The sequence below is a fragment of the Amycolatopsis sp. PS_44_ISF1 genome, from assembly GCF_032335455.1.
GTDB lineage: Bacteria > Actinomycetota > Actinomycetes > Mycobacteriales > Pseudonocardiaceae > Amycolatopsis.
Genome location: NZ_JANUXO010000002.1, coordinates 2412062 through 2436354 on the forward strand (window position 1 = coordinate 2412062; position 24293 = coordinate 2436354).

Annotated in this window: 25 protein-coding genes and 3 pseudogenes; 8 read left to right on the plus strand and 20 right to left on the minus strand. The window is 71.7% G+C overall.

The genetic code is table 11. From position 1 onward, the window contains the following. Positions 1-11: 11 nt before the first annotated feature. The 10 genes from NYF13_RS24950 to NYF13_RS24995 all read right to left on the minus strand — a co-directional run bounded on the left by NYF13_RS24950 (position 12) and on the right by NYF13_RS24995 (position 8108). Positions 12-455, minus strand: coding sequence for an SRPBCC family protein (locus NYF13_RS24950; protein WP_315660078.1), 444 nt, complete (start codon positions 453-455; stop codon positions 12-14). A 130-nt stretch (positions 456-585) separates the two neighbouring features. Next, complete coding sequence (locus NYF13_RS24955; RefSeq protein WP_315660079.1) at positions 586-1053, minus strand: hypothetical protein; 468 nt, start codon at positions 1051-1053, stop codon at positions 586-588. Between the two features lie 41 nt (positions 1054-1094). Next, on the minus strand, positions 1095-1583 hold the full coding sequence (locus NYF13_RS24960) for a hypothetical protein (protein WP_315660080.1): 489 nt from the start codon (positions 1581-1583) through the stop codon (positions 1095-1097). A gap of 65 nt (positions 1584-1648) precedes the next feature. Further along, positions 1649-2440, minus strand: a complete 792-nt coding sequence (locus NYF13_RS24965; protein WP_315660081.1) for an ABC transporter permease subunit — start codon at positions 2438-2440, stop codon at positions 1649-1651. Next, positions 2418-3278, minus strand: coding sequence for a 2-aminoethylphosphonate ABC transporter permease subunit (locus NYF13_RS24970; RefSeq protein ID WP_396287641.1), 861 nt, complete (start codon positions 3276-3278; stop codon positions 2418-2420). Before NYF13_RS24970 ends, NYF13_RS24965 begins: the two co-directional genes overlap by 23 nt. Beyond that, positions 3275-4345, minus strand: a complete 1071-nt coding sequence (locus NYF13_RS24975; protein WP_315660082.1) for an ABC transporter ATP-binding protein — start codon at positions 4343-4345, stop codon at positions 3275-3277. Before NYF13_RS24975 ends, NYF13_RS24970 begins: the two co-directional genes overlap by 4 nt. Further along, entirely contained in the window at positions 4342-5376 is a 1035-nt protein-coding gene (locus NYF13_RS24980) for a 2-aminoethylphosphonate ABC transporter substrate-binding protein (protein WP_315660083.1), read from the minus strand. Before NYF13_RS24980 ends, NYF13_RS24975 begins: the two co-directional genes overlap by 4 nt. A 12-nt stretch (positions 5377-5388) precedes the next feature. Next, entirely contained in the window at positions 5389-6057 is a 669-nt protein-coding gene (locus NYF13_RS24985; RefSeq protein WP_315660084.1) for a phosphonatase-like hydrolase, read from the minus strand. Next, positions 6054-7169 carry a TIGR03364 family FAD-dependent oxidoreductase gene (locus tag NYF13_RS24990; protein WP_315660085.1) on the minus strand — a complete coding sequence of 372 codons (1116 nt, stop codon included), beginning with the start codon at positions 7167-7169 and terminating at the stop codon, positions 6054-6056. The genes NYF13_RS24985 and NYF13_RS24990 overlap by 4 nt, the downstream gene beginning before the upstream one ends. A 147-nt stretch (positions 7170-7316) precedes the next feature. Further along, on the minus strand, positions 7317-8108 hold the full coding sequence (locus NYF13_RS24995) for a GntR family transcriptional regulator (RefSeq protein WP_315660086.1): 792 nt from the start codon (positions 8106-8108) through the stop codon (positions 7317-7319). Between the two features lie 259 nt (positions 8109-8367). Between NYF13_RS24995 and NYF13_RS25000 the strand changes: the two genes are divergently transcribed. Both NYF13_RS25000 and NYF13_RS25005 read left to right on the plus strand, forming a co-directional pair. Further along, positions 8368-9174: a serine protease gene (locus tag NYF13_RS25000; RefSeq protein WP_315660087.1), complete on the plus strand. Its 807-nt coding sequence runs from the start codon at positions 8368-8370 to the stop codon at positions 9172-9174. 217 nt (positions 9175-9391) lie between these two features. Next, positions 9392-9801, plus strand: a pseudogene (locus tag NYF13_RS25005) (thiolase C-terminal domain-containing protein); the annotation flags it as partial. A 75-nt stretch (positions 9802-9876) separates the two neighbouring features. On the opposite strand, the gene NYF13_RS25010 reads toward NYF13_RS25005, so the two are convergent. Together NYF13_RS25010 and NYF13_RS25015 are read right to left on the minus strand one after the other, a co-directional pair. Continuing rightward, a complete protein-coding gene (locus NYF13_RS25010) occupies positions 9877-10902 on the minus strand; it encodes a YhjD/YihY/BrkB family envelope integrity protein (RefSeq protein ID WP_315660088.1) in 1026 nt (341 codons plus the stop codon). 216 nt (positions 10903-11118) lie between these two features. Further along, positions 11119-11933, minus strand: a pseudogene (locus tag NYF13_RS25015) (cytochrome P450); the annotation flags it as partial. A gap of 258 nt (positions 11934-12191) precedes the next feature. Here NYF13_RS25015 and NYF13_RS25020 point away from each other — a divergent pair. Beyond that, entirely contained in the window at positions 12192-12554 is a 363-nt protein-coding gene (locus NYF13_RS25020) for a VOC family protein (RefSeq protein WP_315660089.1), read from the plus strand. Between the two features lie 456 nt (positions 12555-13010). Here the strand turns inward: NYF13_RS25020 and NYF13_RS25025 are convergent, their stop codons facing one another. The 3 genes and pseudogenes from NYF13_RS25025 to NYF13_RS25035 form a co-directional block, all read right to left on the minus strand. Beyond that, positions 13011-13496, minus strand: a complete 486-nt coding sequence (locus NYF13_RS25025) for a pyridoxamine 5'-phosphate oxidase family protein (RefSeq protein ID WP_315660090.1) — start codon at positions 13494-13496, stop codon at positions 13011-13013. Between the two features lie 54 nt (positions 13497-13550). Further along, positions 13551-14234, minus strand: a complete 684-nt coding sequence (locus NYF13_RS25030; RefSeq protein ID WP_315660091.1) for a DUF2306 domain-containing protein — start codon at positions 14232-14234, stop codon at positions 13551-13553. A 147-nt stretch (positions 14235-14381) separates the two neighbouring features. After that, positions 14382-14711 (minus strand): annotated as a pseudogene (locus NYF13_RS25035) (short-chain dehydrogenase); the annotation flags it as partial. 262 nt (positions 14712-14973) lie between these two features. On the opposite strand from NYF13_RS25035, the gene NYF13_RS25040 reads away from it, so the two are divergent. After that, positions 14974-15768: an alpha/beta hydrolase gene (locus NYF13_RS25040; protein WP_315660092.1), complete on the plus strand. Its 795-nt coding sequence runs from the start codon at positions 14974-14976 to the stop codon at positions 15766-15768. A gap of 361 nt (positions 15769-16129) precedes the next feature. On the opposite strand, the gene NYF13_RS25045 is transcribed toward NYF13_RS25040, so the two are convergent. The 5 genes from NYF13_RS25045 to NYF13_RS25065 all read right to left on the minus strand — a co-directional run bounded on the left by NYF13_RS25045 (position 16130) and on the right by NYF13_RS25065 (position 20598). Then, the gene (locus NYF13_RS25045; RefSeq protein WP_315660093.1) at positions 16130-17350 is read right to left on the minus strand and encodes a low temperature requirement protein A; all 1221 of its coding nucleotides are present in this window, start codon (positions 17348-17350) and stop codon (positions 16130-16132) included. Between the two features lie 57 nt (positions 17351-17407). Beyond that, complete coding sequence (locus NYF13_RS25050) at positions 17408-18610, minus strand: amidohydrolase family protein (RefSeq protein ID WP_315660094.1); 1203 nt, start codon at positions 18608-18610, stop codon at positions 17408-17410. Beyond that, complete coding sequence (locus tag NYF13_RS25055; protein WP_315660095.1) at positions 18607-20040, minus strand: sodium:solute symporter family protein; 1434 nt, start codon at positions 20038-20040, stop codon at positions 18607-18609. The genes NYF13_RS25050 and NYF13_RS25055 overlap by 4 nt, the downstream gene beginning before the upstream one ends. Further along, a complete protein-coding gene (locus tag NYF13_RS25060; RefSeq protein ID WP_315660096.1) occupies positions 20037-20237 on the minus strand; it encodes a hypothetical protein in 201 nt (66 codons plus the stop codon). The genes NYF13_RS25055 and NYF13_RS25060 overlap by 4 nt, the downstream gene beginning before the upstream one ends. A 196-nt stretch (positions 20238-20433) precedes the next feature. Continuing rightward, positions 20434-20598, minus strand: a complete 165-nt coding sequence (locus NYF13_RS25065) for a hypothetical protein (protein WP_315660097.1) — start codon at positions 20596-20598, stop codon at positions 20434-20436. Positions 20599-21756: 1158 nt separating this feature from the next. On the opposite strand from NYF13_RS25065, the gene NYF13_RS25070 reads away from it, so the two are divergent. The 4 genes from NYF13_RS25070 (at position 21757) to NYF13_RS25080 (ending at position 24290) form a co-directional block, all read left to right on the plus strand. Continuing rightward, the gene (locus NYF13_RS25070) at positions 21757-22098 is read left to right on the plus strand and encodes an acyl-CoA dehydrogenase family protein (RefSeq protein ID WP_396287709.1); all 342 of its coding nucleotides are present in this window, start codon (positions 21757-21759) and stop codon (positions 22096-22098) included. Positions 22099-22418: 320 nt separating this feature from the next. After that, positions 22419-22733 (plus strand): hypothetical protein, encoded by a 315-nt coding sequence (locus NYF13_RS36790; protein ID WP_396287642.1) that lies wholly within the window; start codon positions 22419-22421, stop codon positions 22731-22733. After that, positions 22730-23176 (plus strand): acyl-CoA dehydrogenase family protein, encoded by a 447-nt coding sequence (locus NYF13_RS36795; protein WP_396287644.1) that lies wholly within the window; start codon positions 22730-22732, stop codon positions 23174-23176. Before NYF13_RS36790 ends, NYF13_RS36795 begins: the two co-directional genes overlap by 4 nt. 79 nt (positions 23177-23255) lie before the next feature. Continuing rightward, entirely contained in the window at positions 23256-24290 is a 1035-nt protein-coding gene (locus NYF13_RS25080; RefSeq protein ID WP_315660099.1) for an acyl-CoA desaturase, read from the plus strand. Positions 24291-24293: the final 3 nt, after the last annotated feature.

A 24293-nucleotide genomic window follows, 5' to 3' on the forward strand; every position in this document is an offset into this window, starting at 1 on the left:
GCTCCCCGGTTTCAGGATCGGCCGGGGAACATGCCCTTCAGCCGCTCCAGCGTCCGCTCGATCCCCCGCGTGTTCTTCTTCGGGAACCCGGCGAGCTGGATGGCCAGCGGCGACTTGGCCGTCGACCAGTCGAAGGTCTCGGTCACCTCGGTCCGGCCGTCCCCCAGGGGCTCGAGCCGCCAGCGCCAGCGGTGGCCCATGAAGTGCCGCCACGCGATCAGCCGGTTCTCTTCGAACTCCACCACGGTGTTCTGGATCTTGTAGGGGGCGCCCATCTTCATGTCCATGCCGAACCGCGCGCCCAGCGAAAGGCGGTCCGGGCCGCCGTCGCGGTGGGCGCGGACCGTGCCGGAGCCGTCGATCAGCGGGTGTTTGGCGGGGTCGGCGAGCAGTTCGAAGAGCTGCTCGGGCGACGCGGCGACCACCGCGGTGCGCGAAACCTGGCGTGTTCCCATGGGCGCTGAGACTAGGGCCTCGGGCGCGCCGGCGGGAGATGAGCCGCGCAGAGGTGTCGGACACCTCTGCGCGGCCCGGTCGCCGGAAGGCCCCCCGACCACGAGTCTTCCGGCAACCGCGAAGGGGGGCTCAGCGCGGCGTGGACTGCTTCAGCACCACTGCGCGGCCGCCCAGCGGGGCGGACAGCGGCACCGAGATGTACGGGTACCGCAGGTCCATCGTGCACATCTGCCCGGTCTGCGCCTTGGTCTCGCTCAGATCGAGGACCACGCGCTGCGCGGTCTGCTCGACCGCCTGACCGAGCGCGTGCTGGCAACCGCCCTCTTCGGCGCGCAGGGTGATCGTCCGGCCGCCGTCCGCCGTGTAGACCTGGCGCGGGAAGTCCTGGGGCAGCGCCGTGCCGTCGACCTGGCCGTCCGCCACCGGGGTGCGCCCCGGCGGCAGGTGGAGCTGGGGTTTGCCCGGGGCGGACGGCGGGGTGGTGGCTGTGGTGCCGCTCGGTGCGCCGGGTGCGGTGGCCATCGTTTCCGGTCCGCCACAGGCCGTCACCGTCAAGAGGATCAGGCCCGTGCCGACCAGCTTCGTCAAGTGCCTCATGCGGTGAGGACGGAACCGGCGCGGCCACGGGTTGCACGCGATCAGGATCCGGGGCGCAGAACCAGCTTCCGCCCGCCCAGCGGCTGCTCCAGCGGCACCGGCAGCGACGCCTCCTTGATGTGCATCGGGCACATCTGGCCGCGCGGCGCCTTGGTCACGGTCACCAGCACCACCGCCTGCTCGGCCGTCTGCTCCCCGGCGCGGGCGGAGATCTTGTCGCAGCCGCCCTCCTCGGCCTGGATCACCACGACCTTGCCGCCTTCGGCGAGCGTGAGGTCGTGGGGGTAGCCGGCCGGCAGCGCCGAAGCGTCGACCTGGCCCGGAGCCGGGGCCGTGTCGCCCGGCGGCACGCCCTGCGTCGGCCGGCCCTGCGCCGGGCCGGACGGCGAGGGCGGCGGCGCCGGGAGCGGGGAAGACGACCCCGGCGCCGGCGCCGCCGGGGTGGACGGTGCGGGGGCGCCCGGACCGGGCTGCCCGCCACAAGCCGCCACCGAGAGCAGCAAAACGCTCGTACCCAGGACTTTCGCCATTGTGCGCATACCCTGCGGACGGAACCGGGGTCCCGAACGGTTGCACGCGGCGGACCGGAACCCGTTCAGCGGGCGCGGCCGCGCCCGAGGCCCAGCAGCACCACCCCGGCCAGGGTCACCACCAGCAACACCACGGTGCCGGCCGAGGCCAGGAACACCTGCCCGCGGTCGGTCAGGGCGAACACCCCGGCCGGCAGCGTCCGCCAGTCCGGCGGGTACAGCATCATCGTGGCGCCCAGCTCCCCCATCGACATGGCCAGCGCGAGACCGGCCGAAGCGGTCATCGCGGGCAGCAGCACCGGGATCCGGACGCGCAGCAGCACCCGCGCCGGCCGCGCGCCGAGGCTGGCCGCCACCTGCGCCAGCCCCGGGTCCACCCGGGCCAGCGCGGCCGAGACCGTGCTGTGGGCGAAGGGCAGCAGGAGCACCAGGTGCGCGGTCAGCACGATCCACCGGGTGCCGTTGAACGCCAGCGGCGGCCGGCTGAACGCGACCAGCAGGGCCAGCCCCAGCACCACCGAAGGCACCGCGATCGGCAGGTGGAACAGCGCGCCCACGGCCCGGCGCACCCGGGCCGGAGCGCCGTCGGCCGCCAGCGCCGCCCAGGTCCCGAGCAGCACCGCCGCCGCGGACGCGATCACCCCGGTCTGCACGCTCACCGAAAGACTCGCGAAAGTCTCGCCCGACAACGCTTCGCGGTAGTGGGACACCGTGAAACCGCCGGGCAGCACGCCGGTCCAGTGCCCGGCGAAGGACGCCAGCCCGATCATCACCAGCGGGGCCGCGACCACCACGGCGAACACCACTCCGGCGACCAGCCACAGCAGCAACCGGCTACGCCTGGTCCACAGCAGCACGGCGGCCTCCTCCCACAGCCCGGCGGTGCCCCGCGTAGAGCACCAGTGACAACACCACGTCGACCACCGCGACCACGGACGCGGCCGGGAAGTCGAAGGTCACGATGGCCTTGCCGTAGATCAGCACCGGCAGGGTCGAAACCCCCTTGGCGCCGAGGAAGGCCACGATGCCGAACTCGTTCACGGTCAGCAGCAGCACCAGGCAGGTCCCCGAAGCCAGGGCCGGCCGCGCCTCCGGCAGCACCACCTGGCGCAGCACCCGGCCCGGCCGCGCGCCGAGGCTCGCCGCGACCTCCAGCTGCGCCGCGGGCACCTGGCCGAACGCCGCGAGCGCCGGGCGCATCACGAACGGCGTGTAGAAGGTGACCTCGGCCAGCAGCACGCCCCACGGCGAGTACAGGAAGCCCCCGGCGCCGAGCAGGCCCGCGCTGCCGTAGAGGAAGGTGAACGCGAGGGCGATCAGGAACGACGGGAAGGCCGGCAGCGTGTCGACCACCCGCGCCAGCCCGCGGGCGCCCGGGAACGGCACGAACGCCACCGCCAGCGCCAGGAACGTGCCGAGCAGCAGGCAGCCGGCCGCCGAGCCGAGCGCGAGCAGCACGGTCGGCCCGGCCGCGTCCCGGAACTCGGCCGAGCCCAGCACCTCGCCCCAGACCGAGAGCGTGAGCTCGCCGGACTTCGAGGTGAACGACTGCACCGCCACCAGCACCAGCGGGTAGCCGAAGAAGCCGAGCAGCACGACCACCGGCGGGAGCAGCCACCACAGCCCGGCGCGGCGGGCCCGCGCCGGGCGCCCGGCCCGCACCGGGGCGGCGACGTCGAGCAGGAGCCCGGTCACGCGCCCACGTCCAGCAACGGGCAGCCGTCCGGAATGGACACTCCCACCGCGTCGCCCACGGCGGGCAGGGCGGGCCCGTCGGGCACCTCGGCCCGCAGCTCGCAGTCCGCGGCGGGCAGGTGCAGGTCGAGCCGGTAACCGCTGCCGCGCCACTGCACCGCGCGGACCGAAGCGGGCCACGCGTGCGGCCCCGGTGCGCCCACCCCGACGCGGTGCGGCCGCACGCCGAGCGCCACTGCCCGGCCCTCGCCGAGCGCGCCGGTGGTCTCGGCCGAAAGCTCGCGCCCGCCGAGGCGGACGACCGCGGTGCCCGCGCCGCCGAACCGGACCAGTTCGACCGGCACCAGGTTCGCCCCGCCGAGGAAACTCGCGGTGAACCCGCTGGCCGGGCGTCGGTAGAGCTGCTCGCTCGGGCCCAGCTCGACCAGCCGCGCCTCGCGCAGCACCGCGATCCGGTCGGCCAGCGCGAGCGCCTCGGCCTGGTCGTGGGTGACGTGGATCATCGTGGTGTCCGGCAGCTCCGCGCGCAGCCGCAGCAGCTCGGCGATCATCTCCTCGCGCAGGGCGGCATCCAAAGCCGACAGCGGCTCGTCCAGCAGCAGCACCCCGGGCCGGATCGCCAGCGCGCGGGCCAGCGCCACCCGCTGCTGCTGCCCGCCGGAGAGCTCGCGCGGGTAGCGGCGGGCGAACGCGCCCATGCCCACCAGCCCCAGCACCTCGGCCACCCGCCGGGCCACCTCGGCCCGGCCCAGCCCGTGGGCCTTGAGCCCGAAGGCCACGTTGCCGGCCACCCGCTGGTGCGGGAACAGCGCGTAGCTCTGCACCACCACCCCGAGCCCGCGCTGGTGCGGTGGCCGGTCGGTGACGTCCCGGCCGTCCAGCAGCACCCGCCCGGAGCTGGGCCGGACGAACCCGGCCAGCGCCCGGAGCGCGGTCGACTTGCCCGAGCCGGACGGGCCCAGCAGGGCCAGGGTCTCCCCTCGGGCCACGGTCAGGTCCAGGGCCGCAAGCGCTTGCGTCGACCCGAAGCGGACCGAAACCCCGCGGAACTCGACCGCCGCGCTCATCGGCCGACGGCCTTGCGGTAGGCGGCCAGGTCCGCGTCGAGGCGGCCCAGCACCGCGGCCCAGTCCGGTGACCAGACCTCGACCCCGCTCATCGCGGCCTTGATCCGGTCCGCGTTCGCGCCGGTGGCCCGGACGTCGGCGCGGGCCGGGAGGCCGAAGGCGTCGGCCGCCCTGGCCTGGGTGGCCGGGGAGAAGAGGAAGTCCAGCAGCTCCCTGGCGTTGTCCGCGTGCGGGGCGTTCGCGACCAGACCGGCCTCGTACGGGACCGCGAAGGTCGAGCGGCGGCCCCGCGCGTCCGCCGGGAAGAAGACGTCGAAGCCGCCGCTCTTGCCGATCTCGGCCAGGTTCATCTGTAGGTCGCCGTTGGCCACCAGCAGTTCGCCCTTGGCCACCTTCGGCTGCAGCTTTCCGGTCGAGGAGGACGGCCCGACGTTGTTCGCCTGCAGCCGGCCCAGGTAGTCGAGCGCGCCCTGGTCGCCGAACACGTGCTGCAACTGGAGCAGCACGGCGGTGCCGTCGCCGGCCTCACCGGGCGTGGAGTACTGGAGCCGGCCGCGGTACTTCGGGTCGAGCAGGTCGTCCCACGTCTTCGGCGCGGGCCGGGCCTGCTGCGGGTTGTAGATGAAACTGACGTAGTTGTCCATCATCGCGAAGTACCGGCCCTGCGGGTCCTTCTGCGCAGCCGGCACCTGGTCGGCACCCTGCGGCGAGGACGGGGCGAGCACGCCCTGGCTCGCCGCCTGCTGGATGAACGGCGGCAGCGTGACCAGCACGTCGGCCTGCGTGTGGGCCTTCTCCTGCTCCACGCGCGAGGCGACCTCGCCGGAGCCGGCCGTGACCACCCGCACGGTGATGCCGGTCTGCTGCCGGAACTCGGCGAACCGGGCGGCGTACCAGTCCTCCAGTCCGTCCACTGTGTACACGGTGACGGTCTTGCCGTCCGCCGCCGCGCCGCCGGTGCCGCCGCAGGCCGCGAGCAGGCCGAGCAGTCCGGCGGCGAGCGCGAACGCCACGGGCTTGGGGGTCTTCATGGGGGTGCTCCTTCAGTCCAGCAGGGAGGGGAGGTCGCGCACGGAATCGAGGACGTGGGTGGCGCCGGCCGCTTCGAGGTCTTCACGGGTGCCCGCGCCGGTCAGCACGCCCGCGACCACGGACGCGCCCGCGGCCAGCCCCGAGCGGACGTCGGACGGGGTGTCCCCGGCGACGGCGATCCGCCGCACGTCGGACACCCCGAGCCGCAGCGCCGCGGCCAGGACCAGGTCGGGGAACGGGCGGCCGCGCACGCCGGCGCCCGGGGCGAGCGCGAGGTCGGCCAGTTCGCGCCAGCCCAGGGCGCCGAGGACGGCCGCCTGCGTGGCCGGGGCGAACCCGGTGCCGAAGGCGACCTTGACCCCGTCCCGGCGCAGCGCGCGGATCACCTCCTCGGCACCGTCGACCGGGGTGCACTCCCCCGCCGCGACCAGCCGGCCGTAGGCGCGCTCGAACTCGGCGTTCGCCGCCTGCGCGGCCGCCTCGTCACCGAGCAGCGCGCGGAAGACGGTGATCTTCGACTGGCCCATCGTCTCGTGGACGTAGGCCAGCATGCCCGGGAACCGGCTGTCCTCTTCGGACACTCCGGCCGAGCCGATCGCCGCGGTGAAGGCCCGCACGACCAGCCCGCCGTCCACCACCGTGGTGCCGGCCAGGTCCAGCACCACCAGCTCGGGGGTCACAGGCCCAGCTCCCCGGCCGTGTCCTCGGCGATGGCCGGGGCGCAGGTCATGCCCCGCCCGCCCGGGCCGGTGACGAGGAAGGCGTTGTCCGCCAGGCGTTCCCGGTGCACGATCGCGTCCTCGCCGGTCGCTTGCGCGTACACCCCGGCCCAGCGGCGGCGGATCCTCGGCAGCGGGCGGCCGAGCAGCGCGGCGGCCGTCTCGGCGAGGTGGTCGTAGGGCTCTTCGGTGACGTCGAAGCCGAACGGCTGGGTGTACTCGTGCGTGTCGCCGATGGTCAGCGAGCCGTCGAGCCGCTGCACCATGAGCAGTTGCAGGGCGTGCCCGGCGGCGATGTCGCCCTGCGGCTGGCCGGCGGCGAGCCCGTCGAGCGCGGGGCCGCGGTAGGCCGGGTAGTAGCGGAAGCTGTCGGCGTCGGCGACGGTGGTGGTGAGCGCTTCGCCGAGCGGCTCGGTCTGCGCCATCTGAAGCCGCACGCGACGGACCGGTAGCTCACCGGCGATCTCGCGGACCAGGCCGCCGAGCCACGCGCCGGTGCAGAGCAGCACCACATCACCCTCGTGCCGCTCGCCGTGGTCGTCGACCACGCCGTTCGAGGTGAGCGAGCGAACCTCACGACCGGGTCGCCAGGTGTAGCGGCCCGTCGCGGTCAGTGCGACGCGAAGCGCGGGCTGCGCCCTCCGCGGCTCGACAGCGGCGTCGCGCTCGCACCACAGCGCGCCCAGGAAGTCGCCGCGCAACGCGGGGTTCAGCTCCCGCGCCTCGGCCGCGTCGAGCAGCTTGAACCCGCGTGAGGCGTCCGGGCTTTCCGCCGCCTCCCGCGCGACGGCCAGCTCCGCTTCGGTGCGGACCAGCGTGAGCGAGCCGTTGGCCCGGAAGCCCAGATCCGGCACCCGCTCGCCGATCCGCTCCCAGTGCCGCCGCGCCCGCACGGCCGTCGCCAGCTCGTCGCCCGCGGCCCGGCCGCCGACCCAGACCAGCCCGAAGTTCCGCACCGACGCGCCGCGCGCTTCGGCCTCCCGCTCCAGCTGGACCACTTGATGACCGCGTTCGACCGCCGCCCAGGCGTGCAGGGTGCCCAGCACGCCGCCGCCCACTATGAGGATTCGCACGGCCGCCACGCTCGCGGGCCACCGTCAACACCGCCTGGCCGCCCGGCGAACTCGGGGTGAACCGACCTCGAATAGTGGATCGGACGAGTTACCATTCCGTTATCAAGAGTCGGAGTGGTCCCGTTGCCGGGCGGGAAGCTGTCGCCGTCAGTCCACCCGGCCCAGTCGGGTCACGAAGCTCAACCGGTCGCCGCGGAAGAGCGAGCGGACGCGCTCGAACGGCTCGCCGTCCGGGCCCCAGGAGACGCGGTGCATGAGCAGCATCGGCAGCGCCGGGTTGGTGCCGATCAGCAGCGCCTCGCGCGGGGTGGCCAGCACCGTCTCCACCCGCTCCTCGGCGCCGTCGAACACCACGCCGAGCTGCTCGCGCAAGCAGGCGTAGAGCGACTGCTCCGGGTCGAAGACCTCCAGCAGCGTCGGGAACCGCGACGCGCGCAGGTAGGTCGACTCCAGCCCGACCCGTTCGGCGTCGGCGAGCAGCACCCGTTCGATGTGGATGACCTCGTCGGCCGGTTCGATCCGCAGATCGGCGGCCAGCCCGGTGCCGGCGGCGCGGCGTTCCAGCGAGATCAGCGTGCGGCCCGGCTCGATGCCCTGGCGTCGCAACCCCTCGGTGTAGCTGACCAGCGCGAGCGGCTGCACCAGCTTCGGCGGCGCGACGTAGGTGCCGCTTCCCTGCCGACGGCTGAGGCGGCCTTCGAGCACCAGCTCGCTGACGGCCTGGCGCACCGTGGCGCGCGAGACGCCGAAACGTTCACACAGCTCGCGCTCGGCCGGCAGCACCGCGCCTTCGCCCAGCTCGGCGATCGCCGCGAGGAGCTCGACCTTCACCGCGTAGTACCGCGGGACCCGTCCGTGTTCGGGGATGCCGTCCCGCACCGCCCCATCAGCGGAGAGACGGGCGAGCGGCGGCGAAGGTGACGGCGATGGGGTGGGCACGAGTCCCCAGCCTAGGGGAGCCGGGCGACCCGTGGTCCACCACCGGTGGAACCGCCCGAACGGGCGATCGCCTCCGCCGGACGACTCCGCGTGACCACTCGGCGTAGCCGCGGCGCTCGGCGCGATCGGCTTCGGGGCCGGAAAGATCCGAAGAAAGTTGGTTGTCCGGTTGTTCCGGCTCTGGTGTAGTCGAAGCAGCACTCTCCGCTTCCCCCGCAGTCGCCCGAGATCCACTGTGGACACCGGAAGGACGAATCCCTTGGCTCGCAAGAGATGGTTCACCCTGCTCAAAAACGCCACGCTCGGGGTCGCCGCGGCGACCGCGCTGGCCGGGCTGGCGGCGCCCGCCGACGCCGCACCGCCGCCTTCGACCGACGGCACGCAGGTGATCGGCGGCAGCCGCGCCGCGCAGGGGGAGTTCCCCTGGATGGTCCGGCTGTCGATGGGCTGCGGCGGCGCGCTGTACACCTCGCAGATCGTGCTCACCGCCGCCCACTGCGTCGACCGCACCGGCTCGAACACCTCGATCACCGCCACCACCGGCGTGGTCGACCTGCAGAGCTCCAGCGCCAAGAAGGTCAAGTCCACCTACGTCTACCGGTCCCCCACCTACGACACGACCGGCGGCGACTGGGCGCTGATCAAGCTGGCCGCGCCGGTCTCCGGGGCCACCACGCTGCCCATCGCCTCCACCTCCGCGAACAACAGCGGCACGTTCACCGTGGCCGGCTGGGGCGCCGCCACCGAGGGCGGGGCGCAGCAGCGGTACCTGCTCAAGACCCAGGTCCCGTTCGTCAGCGACGCCACCTGCAAGGCCCAGGGCGGCGAGTACAGCGGCCTGATCGCCAACGCCGAGATCTGCGCGGGCAACGTCGAATCCGGCGGGGTCGACACCTGCCAGGGCGACTCGGGCGGCCCGATGTTCCGCCGGGACAACACCAACGCCTGGGTCCAGGTCGGCATCACCAGCTGGGGCATCGGCTGCGCCCGCGCGCACGCCCCCGGCGTGTACACCGAGGTCAGCAGCTTCGCGAGCGCGATCGCCTCGGCCGCTTCGAAGATCTAGCACCGGGTGGGTGGCTGTGCCGATCAGCACCGGCACAGCCACCCACCGGGTCTTTCCCCACCGCCCCAGACCGCCCCAGCGCTTCCCCGTACCCGCTCCCCAGCTCGGCGATCACCTGGGCCACCGGCCGAACCCGGTCCCTCCGGCCGACGATCTGCCCCACCGGCATGGCCACCACCGCCGGGCCATCCGAGGCGTGGATGCGCCGCGGCGACCCGGGCGCGACCAGGTGAGCCCGCAGGCTGCCCGGAACGCCGCCGCAGCGCTGGGGCGCGGGGCCGGGATCAGCGACCCACTGTCCGAAGTGGACGTCGCCGAGATCTATGTGCCGTTCTCCTGGTTCGAGCCGATGCGGCTGGGGAACCTCGGCTTCGCCGCCTAGGACCGAGGCTGGAAGGTGACGAAAGCGGGCGAAACGGCGGCCGCCTACCGGTCAACCCCTCCGGCGGCGTGCTCTCGTCCACCCCGATCGGCGCGTCCGGGACACTGCGCTTCGCCAATGCGGCCCAGCAAGTGATGGACCGGTGCGGCGGCCACCAGGTGGAGGACCCGCGGATTACCCTCGGCCACGCCTACGGCGACGGCTCGCGGTACGTCAGCCTCCGAGTGGCCGGGGCAGGCAAGCCCGGCGCCGGAACCGCCGGGCCAGGCCCCCGCACCCGCGCCAACGGCTGGTTGAAGGGACCCGGCCCGGGCCGTGGTTCAGCGGTCCCGGCGACGGCCGCGCAACGCGAACAGGGTGCCCAGCACCCCGGCGACCATCCCGAGCGCGGCGGGCCCGGCGCTGTTCGGCTTCGGCGCGATCACCGGCCGCAGGGTGGTCGGCGAGGGCGGCGGGACCGGCTGGTGCGGGGCGTCCCCGGCCGTGGCCGTCCACGAGGTGATGTAGATCAGCATCCGGGCGATCAGGGAGATGAAGAACAGCAGGCCGATTACCGAGCCGAAGGCCACGCCCGAGGGCGAGTTGCTGATCAGGCTCAGGTAGAAGCCACCGGCCTGTTTCAGCAGCTCGAAGCCGAGGGCCGCGGCGACCGCCCCGCGCATCGCGCTGCGCCAGCCGACCCGTTCGCGCGGCAGCCGCGTCAGCACCCAGAGGAAGACCATCCAGTCCGCGAGCAGGGCCAGCGGCACCGACGCCGCCGAGAGCACGGTGTGCCCCCAGCTCCGGTCGGTGACCCCGACCAGCCCCAGCAGGTAGCGGCCGACCGCAGTACCGGACACGCTGATCGTGAAGGACACCACCAGCGCGGCGGCCAGGCCGAGTAGCGCAAGCACGTCCATCAGGATGGTGCGCAGCAGCGGCTGGTCCGAGCGGTTCTGGCCGTACATGGCGGTGAGCGCGTCCCGCAGCGCGTTCATCCAGTTCCAGCCCGAGTACAGGCCGACGACCAGTCCGGCGAGGCCGACGCCGGTGCGCTGCTCCACGAACTTGGTCAGCAGCTGGGTGGCCTGGGTGCCCAGCGAGCCCGGCAGAGTGCCGGAGATCGCGCTGACCAGCGAGCCGAGCAACTGGGGCTGGGTCGCCAGCACAAAGCCGGCGGCCGAAGAGGACAGCATCAGCAGCGGCACCAGCGAAAGCAGGCTGAAGTAGGTGATCGAAGCGACGTAGTGGTAGCCGCCGTAGTCGATGTACCGGTTGGTGGCCCGGGCCAGGTGGTCGAGCCACCGGTACCGGGCTCGCGCACGGGCCCAGCGGCTGGGCCCGGAACGGTCAGGGGAACGCTTCACGGTGCTTGTCTACCCAGCGCGACCCGGTTTGTCCCACCGAACACGCGTCAACCCCGGGGCCGTCTGTGGTCACCGTCGTCTCTGTACTCACCGGGACTCGGCCGCGGTCGCTACCGGACCGAGCGCATCGCCGCCACCGGCGACGCAATGGCCGCCACCGCACCCCGCACCGCCGTCCCGGTGGCCGCAGTACCGCTGGTGCCCGGGGGCTCGGCCATAGCGGACCTGGTAGTGCTTGATGCCGTTAAGCCAGCTCGAGCGCAGCCGTTCCGGAGGCGCGGCCTCGGTAGTACCGGGCGTCACCTCGGCGATGGCCGAGAAGATCAGGTCGATCTCCAGCCGGGCCAGGTTCGCGCCGACGCAGTAGTGCGAGCCCGTACTGCCGAAGCCGACGTGCGGGTTGTCCGCGCGGAACACGTCAGAGCACTCGGGCTCGTCGAACACGTCGGGATCGAAGTTGGCCGAGCTGTAGAACAGGCCGACCCAGTCGCCCCGGCGATGTGCGCGCCGCCCAGCTCGGTGTCGCGGGTGGCGCTGCGCTGGAACGCGACCACCGGCGTGGACCAGCGGACGATCTCGTCTGGCACCGTCTTCGGCCGCTCCTCACGGTAGCGCGCCCCTTGGCCCGGGTGGCCGAGGAAGGCCTTCATGCCGCGGGTGATGGCGTTGCGCGTGGTCTCGTTGCCCGCGACGCCAGCAGGATGACGAAGAAACCGAACTTTTCGGAGCCGAGCGCCTCCCCGTCGACATCGGACTGCACGAGCCTGGTGACGATGTCGTCCATCGGGCACCGGCGGCGCTGCTCGGCCATGTTCCAGGTGTAGCCGACGATCTCGGCCGAAGCGGTGATCGGCTCGAGCTCGTACTTGGGAACCTCGTAGGCCACTATCTGGTTGGACCAGTCGAGATCCGGAGCCGGTCCTCCTGCGGCACGCCGATCAGCTCCGCGACCGCCTGCAACGGCAACTCGCACGCGACGTCGGTGACGAAGTCGCTTCGCCCTTTCTACGAGCTTTGGTGACGATACGCTCTCCCATAACCGACCCCATCGAGCCGACTGGTTCACAAATCCGAACCCACCGAACTGACTGGCCCCGCATGACCGAACCAGCCAGGCCGACCGGCCCGCACGACCGAATCAAATCCACCAAGGCGGCTGTTTCGCACGGCCGGTCCGGCCAGGTAACCGACCCAGACGGGCGCGTCCGGCAGGCCGACCGGACCGAGCCCCGGGCGGCGCCCCACCGGACCAGGCGCAAGGAGTTGCCTGTTCTGCCTAAACTGACTGGATGAGGTTGACCTCGACCGTTGTGGGCACTCCGGATCCGCGCGCGCTGGCCGCGTTCTACCAGGCCTTGCTCGGCTGGCCGATCGGCACGGACGAGCCCGGCTGGGTCACCCTCCGTCCCGACGGCGGCGGTCCCGGCCTGTCCTTCCAGCTCGAAACCGGCCACGTGCCCCCAGCCTGGCCGGCCCGGACCGGGGACCAGCAGATGATGCTGCACCTCGACTTCGAAGCCGACGACCTCGCCGAAGCCGCCGCGCGGGCCGAGGCCGCGGGCGCCCGGCTCGCGGACTTCCAGCCGCAGGAGCACGTCCGGGTCTACCTCGACCCGGACGGACACCCGTTCTGCCTCTGGACCCAACCCTGATCTCAGCCCCGGGCGTTCCTTCCCGCGACGGGACCTCCGCGGCATTACCTCCTGTGGCCTCCCCCACCGAGACGGCTTCCGGCAGCGCACCTCCCCCACGACCCGACTACCCTCGCCGCTCCATCCCGCGGCCCGGCTCCCTTCGCCGCTTCAACCCACAATCCGGCTTCCCTCACCGCCACCTCACGCAGTCCGGCCTCCCTCACCGCCACCTCACGCAGTCCGGCCTCCCTCACCGCCACCTCACGCAGTCCGGCCTCCCTCACCGCCACCTCACGCAGTCCGGCCTCCCTCACCGCCACCTGCCACAACCCGATTCCCCTCATCGCCGCCTGCCGCAGTCCGACTCCCCTCACAGCCGCCTCCCGCGACCCAGCTCCCCGTAAAGCACACCTTTCCCCTCAAGTCACCCCCGCCCCTCAGCTCACCGGGCGCTCCGGTCCTCGAGCACCCCCGTCAGTCCAGCTCCGTGCGCACCACCGGACCGTTGTCCGGACGGGCGAACCGCACCAAGCCCCTTCCCGGCTGCCAGGACTCGGCGAACAACGTGTTCCCCTCCACCCAGGTCATAACCGCCTCTCGGACGTCAAGGTGGAACAGGTGGCTCCCCCCGGCCACGGCCTCGGCCTGGGCCAGTGATGCCGGATCTGTCACCTCCGTGGCCACGCCCGCGAGCTTCGCGTCGCCGCCTGCGGCTGGGTCGCCGGGAGCGGCGTGGAGGGCGAAGCGGCCGTCACGGCGGAGATCGCGGGCCTTGACCGCGTCGAGCATCGAACCGAGGTAGACCGAGCCCTCGCGGAAATCCACCTCCGAACCGCTGACGCGAGGTGAGCCGTCACGGCGCAGGGTGGCCAGGATGTGGGTCTCCGCGGAAGCGAAACGCCGGTGCACCCGCTCTGCCAGCGACGGGGCCGCCGCCGCGAACTCTTGCCAAGTAGCCATGACGGAAGTGTGGCACCCGCCACCGACAAAAAAGCCGACCGGCGAGCACGGCCGCTACCCCACCGGCTGCGGCGTCTCCGCGACCGCCGCGCGACGGCGGGCCAGCGGTCGCAAGGTCCGCTGGACGATGAAGTACTCCGCCACCACCACGTTGCCCAGCACTCCCGCCCAGGCGCTCGCGGTGTACAGCTCCGGGAACGGCACCGAAGGAAACACCTGCATGCTCACCAGCAGGTACACCCGCAGCGTCACCGCCGCGAACGTCAGCGCGTAGTTGCGCACCATCCAGATCCGGTGCAACGCGATCTCACGGCGACGGATCGTCCGGTAAGCCTGCACCGCCGTGTACAACCAGGCCACGATCAAGATGTAGAACGCGACCTGCAGGGCGAAACCACTTTCGGTGACCGCAGCGGCGTACGCGGCGGCCATCGAGGCCGCCACCACCGAGATCAGGTACACCCGCCCCAGCACCCGGTGCAGCCGAGGGAACCGGGCCCGCAGCTTCGGAACGAACTGCCACGGCCCGATGACCAGCGTCAACCCCGCCGGCAGCGCGTGCACCACCAGGCTCGCGTAGTACCCGACGATGGCCCGATCGATCGGCACGGCCGAGCCCCCGGTCAGGTAGGGCGGCACGAAGTAGGCCGCAATACCGATCGCCGACAGGGCGAGTAGCCCCCACAGGAACCACCACCACCGGCGGCGGACCGCCGGTGAAAGAACAGAAGCGGACATGCGGAAACTCCCCTACCCAGGCCAGGACACCGAAGACCCGCGAACGATCGGCGCGGTTGACCGGCTCAGTTACCCACGCGCCGCGCCGCCCGGTCAACATCGGCGAATGCCCAACCGGCCGGGACGGAGACCTAGGCACCCGTCACACTAGGCATACCGGACCCGGCCGGTTCGAGGTTCGTACACCGGCTCCGGATTTTTGCCTGCGGCCAGCAATTCCGCTACCACCGGAACCAAGTCCGCCGACTCGCACCGCGCGCCCTTGTCCCACACCAGGCCGACGCGGCCACCGTCCACTTCGAACTCCCGGCCGGTGACGCCCGCGGACTCCGCCGAGCCCAGCCACGCCATCAACGGAGAAACGTTCGCCGGGGCTATCGCGTCGAAGCCGTCCTCGGGAGCGGCCAGGTCGAGCGCCGCCTCGGTCTTCCGCGTGCGGGCCGCCGTGGCGATGGCGTTCACCGTCACGCCGTACCGCTCGCGCTGCTGCGGGAGGACGTGCGGATGCGTCGAAAAGGCGGCCGGGACTGGGCGCAGGTACTGATGGCGGCGAACATCCCGGTGTTGCTGCGCGGGCCTGGTCGACGACGACCGCGCGGCCGGGGTGCCGGCGGCCGGGCAGGTCGCCGGGCTGATGCGCGAGCTGCCCCCGGTGGCCGCGCTGATCGAGTCGATCGTGACCGGCGCGGAGGCGGTCCTGCGCCGCCTCGGCGCCGGGTCCTGTGCTTGACTTCATTGCATGATCCCGGAAAGCCGGTGCCCGGTCACGGAGGGCGAGCTCCAGGTCCGCGTCGGCGGGACGGGCCCGCTGCTGCTGCTCATCCCGGGCGGGACCGGCTCGGGCGACGCCTACCGCGCGCTGCGCAAGCAGCTGGAGACCGACCACACCGTGGTCACCTACGACCGCCGTGGCCACTTCGCCAGCACCGACACCACCACCGGCCCGGTACCGGTGTCGCGGCAGGCCGACGACGCGCTCGCGGTGCTCGACCACGTCGGCGCGGCGACGGTCCCGGTGTTCGGCACCAGCGCGGGGGCGCTGATCGGGCTGGACCTGGTGGCGCGGCACCCGGAGCGGGTGAGCGTGCTGGTCGCGCACGAGCCCCCCGCGATCCAGCTCATGCCCGATGCCACCGGCTGGCTGGAGGCCGCCGCCGAACAGGTGCGGCTGGCCCGTTCGGGTGACCTGATGGGCGCGGTGACCCGCTTCGCCGACGCCATCGCCGGGGCCGCCCTGCCCGACCTGCCGAACCTCCGGCTGCCGAACGAAGCCGACTGGATCCGCCTGTTCGACCGCGAGCTGACCGACTTCTTCGACTACCTGCCCGACCTGCGCGCCCTGCGCCGCGCGAGCACCGAGATCCTGCCGGTAGCCGGCGAGGGCAGCCGGGGCCGGTACCACTACCAGCCGGCGCGGATCCTGGCGCTGGAGCTGGGACTGCCGTTCGCCGAGGTGCCGGGCTCGCACCTGGCACCGCAGCGAATGCCGGCGAAGTTCGCGGCAGCTCTGCGGGAGCTGCTGACCGGCGGATGAGGTCCGGCCGGACCTCGCCAGGAGCCGGAAGTGCGGCTCCCGACGGGGCGCTTCGGGTGGAGATCGTCCGGAAGCGGTCTTGCCGAGCCGGTATCCGGCGTGCTCTTCGGTCCGGCTGCGCTGGAACTGGTGGCCGCCGGGCCCGATGCGCACGGTTCCGGTCGGAATAACCCACACGAGCCACCCGACCTCGGCTCGCAGACACGCCCGGCGGGAAACACCCGAAGGCCCCACGCTTCCACGGCCACCGGACCCGTCAGGTCACTCCCCACCCGACCGGCGAGGTCGGGCGTGGTCCACCCAGCAACCCCAGCAACCCCAGCAACCCCAGCAACCCCAGCAACCGGGGAGTGTCGCCCGGCTAATCCAGCCGCAGCACCCGTTCCGCCTCGTCCGTCCGGCGGTTTCGGTGGTGCCGGTGTTTCCGCCGGTCGAAGAACCATCCGCTCAGCCCCGCGCCCGCCGCCAGCACCAGGAGCCACAGCACCCGGGCCGGGGCCAGGCCGCCGCCGGAGAAGGCGATCACCGCGGGCAGCGCCAGGCCTGGAGCCAGCACCACCACCGCCCACCAGGCGTGGCGTCCCGAACGGAGTCCGCACAGCGCTCCGATCACCGCCAGCGCCGCCACGCAGCCCGCTAGCAGCCAGCGCGTGCTGGGCTCCAGATGCTCGTGCCCGACCGCCTCGACGGCGTCGCCGAGGCCGCTCGCGAAGGCCGCCAACAGGCCCGCGACCAGGCAGTGCAGCGGCAGCAGCACCCGTGGCTTGAGCCGGTCGGCGGCGAGGTAGGGGATGCCGCCGTTGCCCTCGCGCAGCGCGGCGCTCCACAGCGTCGCGAGCACGGCCAGCGCGGCGAACGCCGTCCAGAGCAGGGGGCCGTTCCAGTCGGGGGTCTCGGCCATCGCGTCGGTCACCGTCAGCACGCCCTCGCCGAGCACGATGATCGTGAACAGGCCGAGGCGCTCGCCGAAGTGCGCCGTGTCCAGGTGCGCGGCGGTCGCCGGGACGGCCGGGGCGCGCCGGGACGACATCTTGGCTTCGAGATTCAGCGCCAGCCGGTCGCCGGAAAGGGTGAAGGTGACCAGCAGGTCGATCAGCACCCCCAGCGCCCACAGCCAGTACCGCCACGGTTCGGGCGTCCAGAGCGACGCCACCCACGGCGTCACGCCGAAGCCCAGCTGCGCCACCGGCCAGTCGACCAGCACCCGGGGGCCCTCGCGCCGGTTCTCCCAGACCCGGTCCGACAGCACCCGCACCGCGATGTAGGCGAGCGCGAAGACCTTCGCGTGGTCACCGTGCACACCCGTCACCGAAGCGGCCATCACGACCAGGCCCGCCATCGCCAGCAGCACCGGCATGGTCCGTGCGGCTCCACCGGCCACGTTGCCGTACACCGTGAAGCACATCCAGGCCGTCCAGAAGGCCAGGAAGCACACCACGTACAGCCCGACGTCCGCCCACGAGGTGCTGCCGTGCACCAGGTGGGAGAGCTGGCCCACCCCGGCCACGGCCACCAGGTCGAAGAACAGCTCCAGCCAGGACGCGTGCCGCTCTTCGGCCGGTTCCTCCGGTTTCTCGCTCACAGCGGCGACCCTAGCGGCCGGTGTCCCGGGGCCACCGGGGCCGGTGGGCACCATCGCTCACACGGCGCGCACGCCGTCCTGCCAGACCTCCCGCACGTTCCCGGCCAGCGCGGGGAAGTCGTACGGGTCCCCGGCCACCACGACGAGGTCCGCGCGGTGGCCGGGGGCCAGCCGCCCCAGGTCACCGTCCAGGCCGAGCAGGTTCGCGGCCGAGGAGGTGGCCGCCACCAGCACGTCGGAAGCGCTCATGCCGCACGAGCGCATCAGCTCCAGCTCCTCCAGGTTGCTCCCGTGCGGGCCGACGCCGCTGTCGGTGCCCATCGCGACGCGGACCCCCGCGGCGACGGCGCGGCGCACGGAATCCGCGTGCGCCTCCGTGACCTGCTTCGCTTTCCGTACCACCGCGTCCGGCAGCGCCACGCCCTGCTCGGCGGCCCGGATCACGCTCACCGGCGCCACCAGCGTCGGCACCAGCCAGGTGCCGTTGGCCAGCATCAGCTCGATCGCCTCGTCGTCGAGGTAGATGCCGTGCTCGATGGAGCGGATACCGGCTCGCACGGCATTCTTCACCCCTTCCGCGCCCTGCGCGTGCGCCATCACCTCGCGGCCCTGCATCCGGGCCTCGGTGACCAGCACGTCCAGCTCCGCCGGGGTGAACTGCGAGTGCCGCGGATCGTCACGCGGCGACAGCACCCCGCCGGTGGTGCACACCTTGAGCACGTCCGCGCCCGCGCGCAGCAGCGTCCGGGCGACGCGGCGCATCTCGTCCGGGCCGTCGGCCAGTGCCTCGGGCCGCCCGGGGTGCGGCAGGAAGCTCGGCACGCACTGGCCGGAGGGCATCCAGCCGTCACCGTGCCCGCCGGTCGTGCTGATCAGGCCGATCGAGATCTTCAACCGCGGGCCGGGGATCAGGCCGTCGTCGACCGCCTGCTTGATGCCGAGGTCGGCCCCGGCCGCGTCGCGCACCGTGGTGATGCCGAGCTTGAGCGTCGTCCACAGGTTCCGCGCCGCCTCGTAGAACTGGTACGAGAACGGCTTCTGCACCCGCGGCAGCAGCCCGATGTCGGACATCGTCACGTGCACGTGGCAGTCGAACAGACCGGGCAGCAGCGTGGAGCCGGCGCAGTCGACCGAGCGGTCGCCATCGAGCCCGAGACCGACGTCGACGATACGGCCGTCCTCGATCACCACATCCGCTTCGGCGGGCGCGGCGCCGGTGCCGTCGAAGACCGAGCCGCCGGTGAACACCGTCCTGGTCACGCTGGTTCTCCTTCACGTTCGGGGGTGGCGGGACGCGCGAACGCACGTTCCAGGGCTGCCGTGGCCGCGAGCACCACGAGGTTCACGGCGAGGCCGATCAGGCCGACGTTGACCGTGCCCGCGAGGCCGGTGTCGAAGAAGGTCAGCCAGATCACCACGACCTCGCCCGCGATCAGCCCGGCGAACACCGGCACCTTGCCCACCGGCACCTTCTTCAGGAAGCCGAGCAGGTTGGCCGGGGCGAGCTGGACCGAGCCGGAGTAGGTCAGCAGCAGCAGGTTCGCCAGCAGGTCCGGGCGGAAGATGCCGAGCACCAAGGCCAGCGCGCTGGCCAGGACCACCGTGCCGTGGTTGATCCAGAACTGCCTGCGCTCCCCGCGCACCCGCGCGATGTTGCGCGCGACCAGCGAGGAGATGCCGATCAGGATGCCGGCCGCGGGCACCATCGCGGTGGCCGTGGCGGCGACCACCACGAGCCCGGTGACCCAGCCGGGCAGCGCGTCCTTGCTCAGCGTCAGCAGCACGCCGTTCGGGTCGCTGCCCCGGGGCACCACCAGGATCGCGGCGAACCCGATGATCATCGGCAGCAGCAGGCACAGCTCGTACACCGGCATCCAGGCGTAGTTGCGGCGCAGCACCTTCGGGTCGCGCGCGGACATCAGCGCGGGCCAGGTGTGCGGCAGCGTCATCAGGCCGACGCCGATCGCGCTGACCAGCATGCTGGTGACGAACCAGGTCCGGTCGTTCGCGCCCGCGTGGATCACCAGCTTCTCCGGGTGCAGCTGCTCGATCTTGTGGAACACCCCGGACACCCCGCCCGCGAAGTGCGCCGGCACGGCGATGATCAGCACGACCAGCACCACCAGCATGATCGCGTCCTTGAAGTACGAGGTCGCCGCGACCCCGCGCAGCCCGGCCCACAACACGAACGCCACGACCAGCACGCTGCCCGCCACCATGCTGAGGTTGCCCGACGCCGTGTCGCCGGTGACCAGCCGGACGATCAGGCCGAGCCCGGTGATCTGCAGTTGCAGGTAGGGCAGCACGAAGATCACGCCCAGCACGGCCGAGACCGTGCCGAGCGCGCGGCTGGAAAAGCGGTCTTCGAGGAAGTCGCCCTGAGTCAGGTAGCCCCGCTCCTTGCCCAGCGCCCAGATCCGCTTGGCCAGGAAGAACAGGACCACGTAGGCGATCGGGACGTACGGCAGCGCGTACATGGCCGCGACGCCGCCGGAGAAGGCGAGCCCGGCCATGCCCAGGAAGGTGAAGGTGGTGAACACCTCGCCCGCCTGCAGGAACCACATGGTCAGCGCGCCGAACCGGCGGCCGCCGACCGTCCACTCGGCCAGGTCCGCCGCGGGACGGCGGCGCCCGACGAACCCGAGCACGCCGATCAGCACGATCCCGACGAGGGTGAAGGCCAGGATCATCGGCTCTCCTCCCCCGAGCGGGCCAGCAGCCGCTCGGACAGCAGCAGGGCCGGGGTGAACATCAAGCACCAGAAACCACCCCACACCAGCATCTTCGGCATCCCGAGCCATAGTCCGGCGGAGTTGACGAACGACAGGAACGGCATCAGAACCAGTGCGATCACCGGGAGGACCGGCGGAAGGTGGTAGCTGCGCATGCGCCCACGCTGCCAGAATCGCAAGCCGTCGGCAGGCCGGCCGGCCCCTGGGAGCTGTCCTCTGAATCATCGGAGCCTGACCATGATCGCGGCGATGATGAGTTCGGTCCGATAGTGGGCGGCGCGTGTGGCGCAGCCGGGTAACCAGGTCACGAACCTGCCTGAGCCGGTTGAAGCACCGTTCGACCACGTTGCACTACTTGTCGACCTGCGCGTCGACGACCGGTGGTCGGCCGCTGCAAGATCCCTTGGTCGCGCGGCGGCCGAGCTGGCCATCGCGCTCCGGGCTGACGAAGCCGATCCGCCGGTCCTGCTTTACCCAGTGGGCCGCAGGATACGAATACGCCTTGTCCGCGATCACCGTCTCCGGCCGTCACCGCGGACGCCCTGACCCGATCCAGCCGACGCTGATCCCGTCCAGCAGCGGCGGCAACTGCGGGTTATCCCCGGCTTGGCCCGCGGTGATCAGGAACCGCATCGGCAGGCCACGGCTTTCGTCAGCCGGATGGATCTTCGTACTCAGTCCGCCGCGGCACCGGCAGAGTCCCCTCTCCGTCGAGGGCTTCGACCTGGTCACTGCATCCCCTTTTCCGGGCGCCCGCGGCGTGCTGGTACGCCCACGCCACGCTGGAGCCGACCGAGCTGATCCACTCCAGATCGCCAACGGCGTCGTCTTGGACGATCACCCAGTCAAGGATCCGGTTCCAGGTGCCGTCCTCGGCCCACAACCGCCACGGTGCTCCGGTGCGAAGTTTCCCCAGGATCGAGTTGATGACGTGATGGTGATCCCGCCACCGCCCTGCACCGGTGGCAGCAGCGGCTCGATCACTTCCCACGCTCTATCCGTCAACCCACCTCGACCAATTATGTCGACAATTCAACCTGACCGCAGCTAGATCACTTACAGGACACTTCCTAGCCGGTGGACGACGCCGCCAGGGTTCCAATCGAGTTCCGGTCCTCGGTGCCACCCAGTTCCTCAGCCGCCTCGCGCACACACCGCTCTCGGCGGCCGCTGACGACCACTCGCGCGCCCTCCAGGCACCAAATCCAGCGCACAATCGTCGCGGAAAGCCTGCTCGGCCTGCCGAAAGGCGATCGGTGAAATTCGCGTTGTCCCCCAAGCAGAAGGCGTCCACCGCCTCCCAAGGCGCCCTACTGTCCACTCAGGACGGTGACAAGGCCAACCGAGCCTGGGCGAACGGCGATCACGTCCCCGGCCTGAAAAATCTGGCGCCACCTCACCGACAGGGAGCTACGGCCCTGACCACCCCAGCCTCTCAAAGCGGACTCGCCGCTCCTCCGCCCCCGATACGAGCTTCCCCGCCGCCAATAAAACCCTCGTTTCTCAGCTTTCTCCTCATCTCCCATACGCCCTGGACGCCGACATCCGCTGTTCGTCGACAGCGCTTACCTACGCGGCTTCACCCTTACCTCGCTCGATCCCTGACGCCGTCTGTTCGAGCCCGTCCCCGGCCACGAGTTCAATCCGGTACTGGGTCCGGACCGCGCTTTCGACCTGGGCGCTCTCCTCACCATGGCCCAACTCCTGGACTCCGGTCGCCGGTTGCTGGAGGTGCCCGTCGCCCACGCCGACCAACGCCGCCAGTACAGCGCCGAGATCGGCCGGTTCCAGACGGTCAACCACCTGCTCTCCGAAGTGTCCAGCGCCCTGGAACCGGCCCGGCCTCTCCTCCACGGCGTCGCCGCCACCACCGACCCCACCGCCGTCTCCGCCGCCAAGGTCGCCTGCGACGATGCCGCCCACCTGTCCGCACGCACCACACTTGAGGTCCACGGTGAGATCGACTACACCGCTGAACACCCGCTCGGCCTGCGGCAACCTGCGTCCGCGCTCTGACCACCGCCTAGGGCACCCCCGCAACCAAGTTCTGGCGGCGATCGCACGGTGACCTTCACCCCGGAACAGGACCAGCTGCGTGCCACCGTGCACAGGCTGCTCGAACGCGAGACCGAGCCCTGGACCGCCCTATGCACCCAGATCGGCGTCGCCGCCCTGACGGTGCCTAACCGCTTCGGCGGCCCCGGCATCGTAGAGGTACAGATCGTGGCTGAAGAACTCGGTCGCGCCCTCTGGCCGATGCGCCGTTCCTCGGCTCCACAGTGCTCGTCACGACGGCGCTCTTCACCACCCGCAACGATCGGACGTGCATCCGGCTCATGCCTCAGCTGGCCGAGGGTGCCGTCGCCGCGCTGGCCTGGACCGGCGCCGAGGACCATTGGGGCCCGCAGCACCCGGCAGTCAGCGCTCGAGAAGACAGCATCAACGGGAGCGCGCACTACGTCCTCGACGCCACCGAGGCCACCGAGGCCACCGAGGCCACCGAGGCCACCGAGGCCACCGAGGCCACCGTGCTCCTGGTCGCCGCGACGACCGCCGACGACCCCACTCTATTCGAGGTCGACCCGACCGGCTCCGGTGTCCGATGCGCAGCCGTCACGGCATGGATAAGACCCGCAGCCTGGCCACGGTGACCCTCGACCAGGTCCCGGTCCGGCTGCTCGGCCCCGTCGACCTCGACCGGGCACGAGACGTCGCCTGCGCTGTCCTCGCCGCCGAACAAGCCGCCGCCACACGAGCCCAGGAGCTCACTGTGGACTACGCACTGCGACGAGAGCAGTTCAGCCGCGCGATCGGGAGCTTCCAGGCCCTCAAGCACCGCATAACCGACTTGTACGTCCTGGTCGAGACCGCACGCTCGGCCGCCTACGCCGCGCCCGACTCGCCCCGTCTGGTAGTTGTGGCAAAAGTGCATTGCAGCAAGGCCCTCACGACCGTGGCCGCCGAAATGATCCAGTTACCCGGTGGCATTGCCGTCACCTGCGAACATCCCGTGCACCGCTACCTCAAGCGCGCACACGCGACGGCGCAGTTGCTCGGCCCACCGCATCACCACCTCTCCCGCGTCCACCCCTAAGGGGGTGGGGACAGCCCCCGCGCCGGTCCTCGGGTGTGCAGGGTTCTGCCCCACCCGGATCGCCGAAAGACTCGACGAGGTGACCACAGAGAACCTCGTCCAGCCCGCCCCGGCCGGTGCCGGCAGCGATTTCGCCCGCTTGTCCCGGCGGATCGCCGACGCCGGTCTGCTCACGCGACGCCCCGGCTACTACACGTTCCGGATCACTCTCGTGACCGCATTGTTCGCCGGCGGCTGGGTGGCGTTCGCGCTGCTCGGCGACTCGTGGTGGCAGCTCGCGATCGCGGCGTTCCAGGCCTTCATGTTCGGTCAGATCGCCCTGCTCTCGCACGACCTCGCCCACCGCCAGGTGTTCCGCACCCGCCGCCCGACCGAAATCGCCGGTCGCATCGCCGGCAACCTCGGTGTCGGCATGAGCTACGGGTGGTGGATGGACAAGCACACCCGCCACCACGCGAACCCCAACCACGAGGAGCTTGACCCCGACGTCGACCCGGACATCCTCGTCTGGTCGAAGGACCAGGCCCGCGCCAGCCGCGGCGTGCCCCGGTTCATCGGGCGATACCAGGCCTTCCTGCTCTTCCCGCTGCTCACCCTCGAAGGACTGAACCTGCACTGGTCGGGCATCCGCGCGGTGGCCAAGCCAGGCCTGCGTGGCCGCTGGATCGAGGCCGTGCTGCTCGCGACACACTTCGTCGTCTACCTGTCGGCTCTGTTCCTCGTCCTCCCGCCGGGTCTGGCCCTGCTGTTCTTCGCTGTTCACCAAGGCGTCTGGGGGGTCTACATGGGGTCGATCTTCGCCCCGAACCACAAGGGCATGCCGACGCTCACCGGCCGTCCCGAACTCGATTTCCTGCGCAAACAGGTGCTCACCTCACGCAACGTCCGTGGCGGCGCGGTGATCGACGTCGCGATGGGCGGGCTGAACTACCAGATCGAGCACCACCTGTTCCCGAGCATGCCTTCGGTGCACCTGCGCCGGGCCCAGCCGATCGTGCAGGACTACTGCACCGAGCTCGGCGTTCCCTACCGGCAGACCGGCCTGGTGGACTCCTACCGGCAAGCACTCACCCACCTGCATGAAACTGGGGCTCCTCTCAGGAAGCGTTCGTAGACT